Source organism: Allomesorhizobium camelthorni, assembly GCF_011045125.1.
GTDB lineage: Bacteria > Pseudomonadota > Alphaproteobacteria > Rhizobiales > Rhizobiaceae > Allomesorhizobium > Allomesorhizobium camelthorni.
The window spans coordinates 1-5,456 of record NZ_JAAKZF010000172.1 but is presented as its reverse complement, the minus strand read 5'-3'; the positions used below and the strand labels follow the sequence as shown (position 1 = coordinate 5,456).

Annotated in this window: 6 protein-coding genes; all 6 read left to right on the top strand. The window is 61.3% G+C overall.

Going from position 1 to position 5,456, the window contains the following annotated elements:
• Positions 1 to 244, top strand: a 244-nt coding sequence (locus G6N73_RS34535) for an ABC transporter permease subunit (protein WP_165034370.1), incomplete at its 5' end; no start/stop codon positions are given.
• A gap of 1 nt (position 245) precedes the next feature.
• On the top strand, positions 246 to 1,253 hold the full coding sequence (locus G6N73_RS34530; protein WP_165034369.1) for an ABC transporter ATP-binding protein: 1,008 nt from the start codon (positions 246 to 248) through the stop codon (positions 1,251 to 1,253).
• A complete protein-coding gene (locus tag G6N73_RS34525; protein ID WP_165034368.1) occupies positions 1,250 to 2,287 on the top strand; it encodes an ABC transporter ATP-binding protein in 1,038 nt (345 codons plus the stop codon). Before G6N73_RS34530 ends, G6N73_RS34525 begins: the two co-directional genes overlap by 4 nt.
• 73 nt (positions 2,288 to 2,360) lie before the next feature.
• Complete coding sequence (locus G6N73_RS34520) at positions 2,361 to 3,761, top strand: CapA family protein (protein WP_165034367.1); 1,401 nt, start codon at positions 2,361 to 2,363, stop codon at positions 3,759 to 3,761.
• A gap of 218 nt (positions 3,762 to 3,979) precedes the next feature.
• Positions 3,980 to 4,945 (top strand): M81 family metallopeptidase, encoded by a 966-nt coding sequence (locus tag G6N73_RS34515; protein WP_165034366.1) that lies wholly within the window; start codon positions 3,980 to 3,982, stop codon positions 4,943 to 4,945.
• The coding region (locus G6N73_RS34510; RefSeq protein ID WP_206079254.1) for an MlrC C-terminal domain-containing protein at positions 4,873 to 5,456 on the top strand (584 nt) is incomplete at its 3' end. The genes G6N73_RS34515 and G6N73_RS34510, both read left to right, overlap by 73 nt.

Sequence of the window (5,456 nt, the reverse complement as noted above, 5' to 3'; positions counted from 1 at the left end):
AAGCGCCACTGTCTGCGCCAGTGCAATTCTGACCGAGGCAGGGCTAAGCTTTCTGGGTGTGGGTGTGCCGCCCGAGATTCCCAGCTGGGGCAACATGATCTCAAGTTCTCGCTTGTATCTCGCTATCGCCCCATTGACGGTCTTCGCCCCCGGTATTTGCCTTGCCGTCACGGTACTTGCCGTCAATCTGCTCGGAGATGGCCTGCGCGACCTGTTCGATCCTCGCTCAAAGCGGAGACGTTGACATGCTAATGCGAGAATCCGCAGGGGATGACGTGCTTCTCGACGTTCGAGACCTTGAGACGCACTTTTTCGGCGAAGACAGCGTTACGCGTGCCCTGGGCGGCATTAGCTTCCAGGTGAAGAAAGGCGAAACGCTCGGGATTGTCGGCGAATCCGGATGCGGCAAGAGCGTCACCGCTCTTTCCATTCTCCGCCTGCTGCCGAAGCTGACCGCCAAGACCGTTGGCGGCGAGATCCGCTTCCACGGAAGCGACCTCTTAAGACTCTCGGAACGGGAGATGCGAAAGATCCGCGGCGACCAGATCGCCATGATTTTCCAGGAGCCGATGACGAGCCTGAACCCGGTCTATACGGTCGGCCGCCAGATCGCCGAGGCGGTGCAGATCCACACTAAAGCTTCCCGCCCGGTGGCCATGGAAAAGGCCGAAGAGATGCTCCGTCTCGTCCGCATCGCGGACCCCGAACGGCGCGTCAGCAACTATCCGCATGAAATGTCAGGCGGGATGCGCCAGCGCGCAATGATCGCCATGGCTCTCGCCTGCTCACCGGAACTCTTGATCGCCGACGAGCCAACGACTGCGCTCGACGTTACTATCCAGGCGCAGATCCTGCGGCTCATCGTCGATCTGAAAGAGCGCACGGGAACGGCCGTGATGTTCATCACGCATGATCTGGGCGTCGTGGCCGAGACATGCCAACGCGTGATCGTGATGTACGCTGGCCGGATCGTAGAACAAGCGAACGTCATAGATTTGTTTGCGCGTCCGGCGCATCCCTACACTCAAGGCCTCATGCGATCGGTGCCTGACCGGCGGCGCGGCCGTCAGCGCCGCCTTCCGGAAATCCCCGGCATCGTGCCAAGCCTGCGCGAGCCCATTGTCGGCTGCAGCTTTGCGCCTCGCTGCCCGTTCGCGATCGACATTTGCCGCGACAAGACACCCGCCCTTCGTGATGTCGGCTCGAGCCACGCCGCGGCTTGCTGGCGCGCCGAAGAGGTGATGGGCGCATGAACGGTCCGCTGCTGAAAGTCGAGAATCTGACCAAGCATTATCCGCTCGGTACCGGATTCCTGAGGAAGACCATTCCGGTGATCCGGGCGGTGGAGGATGTATCCTTTTCCGTCGAGGCGAGCGAGACGCTCTGCATCGTCGGCGAATCCGGCTGCGGCAAGTCCACCGTGGCGCGGCTCCTGATGCGGCTCGTCGAGCCGACGGGCGGGCGCGTGCTGATCGACGGTACCGACATTGCGGGCCTCAAGAAGGACGCGCTTCACGCCTGGCGCCGTCGGATGCAGATGGTGTTTCAGGATCCTTACTCGTCGCTGAACCCGCGCCTCACCGCCGGACAGATCATCACCGAACCCGTCGAGAATTTTGAGCGTCTCAGCCGCAAGCAGCGCAACGCGCTTGCCGCGGATCTTCTCCAGAAGGTCGGAATGTCGCCCGAGATGATGCACAGGCTTCCGTCCGAATTGTCGGGGGGGCAGCGCCAGCGGCTCGGTATCGCGCGGGCGCTGTCGCTCAATCCCTCGCTCATCATCGCCGATGAGGCAGTCTCGGCCCTGGATGTCTCCGTGCAGGCACAGATCTTGAATCTGCTTCTGGATCTCCAGCAGCAGATGGGCATAGCCTTCGTCTTCATCTCACATGACCTTGGCGTCGTGGAGCATATCGGGCATCGCGTGGCGGTCATGTATTTGGGGCGGATCGTGGAACTCGCGCCATGCGAGGCGCTGTTCGCCAACCCGGTCCACCCCTACACAGAGGCGCTGATTGCGGCAGCTCCGCTGCCGGATCCGACGCGAGTTCGGTTGGAGGCGCCCGTCGAGGGCGAGGTGCCAAGCCCCATAAATCCGCCGAGTGGATGCGCGTTTCATCCGCGTTGCCCGCTCGCAGTCGAGCGTTGCCGCATCGAAGTGCCGCCTTTGGTGCCGATGGCAGACGGGCGCATCGTGGCCTGCCATGTGCGCGCGCCTGCCACAGGCCTCCCAGTTCGGCCCGCTGACGCGGGCGATCATTCGCTTGCGCATGGCTCAATCTCATAATCCAGTCCTAATGTGTCGGAAAGCCAAAGTATAGCGACAGTCAAATGCGCGCTCGCGAAAAGTAGGAGATCATATGGAGAGAGATTCGCACGAGAACAGTCGCCATCCAATCCATCAGGATGGTGGCTTTGATACTGTCGGTTCAATTGCCACAAACGTTGAAGACGGCTTCACAATGGCAGCAGTTGGCGACCTTCTCTTTGCGCGGCCAGTGACGAAGGGCCATTATCCTGGCTTAGACGATGTTCTCAGGATCTTCCATGGGGCCGATGTCAGTTTCGGGAACTTGGAAACCAACATCTTGGATGTTCAATCTAAAGGATGCCCGCAGGCGGAGTACGGTGGAGCGTATTGCATCAGCGCCCCGGAGCTTGGACCTGACTTGAAAGCGATGGGCTTCAATATGGTCAGTCGCGCGAATAACCATACGCTCGACTGGGGCCTTGAAGGCATGCGCGAGACGAGCCGGGCGCTCGATGAAAACGGCATTATCCATGCAGGCGCAGGCGAAAACCTCGCACAAGCTGGAGCCGCGCGCTTCCTGGAGACTCCGCGCGGAAGGGTAGCGTTGGTGTCATTTGCTACGACGTTCATGCCGATGGCTCGTGCGTGCGATCCCGCTGGCGAGGCGCCAGGCAGACCAGGGCTCAACGCCCTTCGTTTGGAGAAGAGCATCGTTGTTCCGCCGGAAATGCTCAAGAGCTTGAGACAGGTGCGCGAAGCGCTACCGGGCTACAACCCCGCTGGAAAAGATCCAAGCCGCGTAGTCCTCGGCGGGGTGACGTACAAAGCTGGCAACAAAGCCAGTTACAGTTTCGAGCCCAACTCGCGTGACATCGCCGATATCCTGCGCAACGTTCGTCGGGGCAAACAGATCTCCGACTTCTGCATCGCCACTAATCATGAGCACGAGCCCGGGGCATGGAGCCAAGAACCGCCTGACTGCGAACAGGCGTTTGCCCGAAGGCTTATCGATGCTGGGGCGGACGGATACGTCGTGCATGGACCTCATCAGCTGCGAGGCATCGAGATCTACAAAGGTCGGCCTATCTTTTACAGCTTGGGTAATTTCTTCTGTCAGGACCTCCGGACGCCAGTAGGCGATGACATGTACGAGGTATACGGCAAGGATCCGAGGGTCGATACAGACGCCGAAGTCACGGTCGACGAGGTGGCAAAAGGATATCCGACTGCGGAAGGATTTGTAGGGTCTCAATCTGATACGATCTTCTATGAAAGCGTGGTCACCACTAGCCGCTTTGAGCAGAACCAACTTGCTGAATTGCGGCTCCATCCGATCGAGCTCCGCCGTTTAAACAGATTTGCGAACCGGGGTGTACCGCGGCTCGCACCCGCGCCGCAAGCAGTAGCTATTCTGGAACGCCTGCAGAAGCTCTCGACGCCTTTTGGCACCAAAATTGAGATCGAGAACGGCGTTGGATTGATCCGGCTGCTGTCCGGCTTGGCGCAATGAGCGACATGTGGTGATACCTCCGGTGCGGCCTGCTGAGGCGCCTCGCCGAACTCCGTGCCGGATGGTACTAGGCCAGGCCGTCCGGCCGCGAGACTTGCTCCCAGCCCATGGGGCGGCGTTCGACCCGCTACTTGCGAAGACCAAGCCTTCAGCAGGTGATCCACGGTTTCCTGAGCCCCAACTGCCGCGCCATCCCTGATGCAATGAGAGACATTCCCATGAACTACCGCATCCTCACTGGCGAGATCGAACATGAGGCAAACACCTTCAGCAAGGTGCCGACCACGCTCGAGCATTTCCGGTCCGGCGCGTTGCTGCTGGGCGATGAGATCCCACCAGCGCGGCGGGGCACACGCACCGCGCTGGGCGCAGCGTTCGAGGCGGCGGAGAAATTCGGCTGGACGCTCTCTCATCCGCTCGCAGCGAGCGCCACCCCTGGGGGCACGGTGACGAAGGAAACTTTTGAACAGCTCTGCGCCTGGTTCCTTGCAGGCGCCCAGGGCTGCGATGGTGCGCTCATCAACCTGCACGGCGCGATGGTCGCAGAGGGTTGCGAGGACGCAGAAGGCGAGATTCTCGCCCGCTTGCGCGCGATCCTCGGGCCCGACGCGCCAATCGTCGTCACGCTCGACCTGCACGCCAACGTCACTCAGAAGATGGCGACGAACGCCTCGGCGCTTATTGCGGTGCGCACCTATCCTCATATCGACTACTATGAACGCGTCTGGCAGGGCGCCAAACTGCTCGATCGCGCCCTTCGCGGCGAGATCCGTCCCCGCACTGTCATCGCCAAGCGCGCGATGCTCCGTGGTCTTGATCACGGGCGTACTCAGGTAGGCCCGATGCGCGAGCTCATCGACCGCGGCGAAGCGCTGGAGGCCTCTGGCATGGCGCTCGTGGTCAGCGTCTGCGCCGGGTTTTCCAACGCCGACATTTTCGATATTGGACCCAGCGTCACCGTCACCGCCGATGGCGATACCACCGAGGCAAAGCGTATCGCCGAGGAATTCATGGATTATGCGTGGCAAACACGCGAGTTCACCTCAGTCCACCCATCGCCGAGGCGGTGGCACACGCCAAAGCCGGCGAAACCGGCGCCGACAAGCCGCTGGTGTTCGCTGATTTCAGCGACAATCCCGGCGGCGGCAATTATGGCGACGCGACGAACCTGTTGCGTGCGATGATAGCGGCCGATCTCCAGAACGCCGCCTTCTATGCGATCTTCGATCTGGCGGCCGTGCAGGCCGGCATTGCTATCGGCATCGGTAACAAAGGGCGCATTCTGCTCGGTGGCAAGCACGACCCCGAAATGGGCGGGGGGCCGCTTGAGGTCGAGGCGCAGATTGTCTCCATTACCGATGGGCGTTTCCGCTGCCACGGACCCATGGGTGGAGGCGTATGGCAGAGTGTCGGGCCGAGCCTGATGCTGCGCGTGGGCGGCATCGAAGTCGCAGTGATCTCGCGGAACGAGCAAGCGCTCGACCTTGCCCAGCTCACCTCCCTTGGCATCGACCCGCTTCACTGCGCGACCATAGCATTGAAGGCCGCACATCATTTCCGTGCGGCGTTCGAGCCAATCGCGCGCGAGGTGACCAGGGTAGACGGCGGCGGGATGGGATCCGCCGCCCGGTACCTAAGGACGGACTACCGCCATGTCCGCCGTCCGATCTGGCCCCTCGATGATATTAAGCTCTA

Bases quoted from the DNA above. Each gene is read 5' to 3' on its own strand.
- G6N73_RS34515 (WP_165034366.1), top strand. From the start codon at position 3,980: ATGAACTACCGCATCCTCACTGGCGAGATCGAACATGAGGCAAACACC.
- G6N73_RS34530 (WP_165034369.1), top strand. From the start codon at position 246: ATGCTAATGCGAGAATCCGCAGGGGATGACGTGCTTCTCGACGTTCGA.
- G6N73_RS34520 (WP_165034367.1), top strand. From the start codon at position 2,361: ATGGAGAGAGATTCGCACGAGAACAGTCGCCATCCAATCCATCAGGAT.
- G6N73_RS34525 (WP_165034368.1), top strand. From the start codon at position 1,250: ATGAACGGTCCGCTGCTGAAAGTCGAGAATCTGACCAAGCATTATCCG.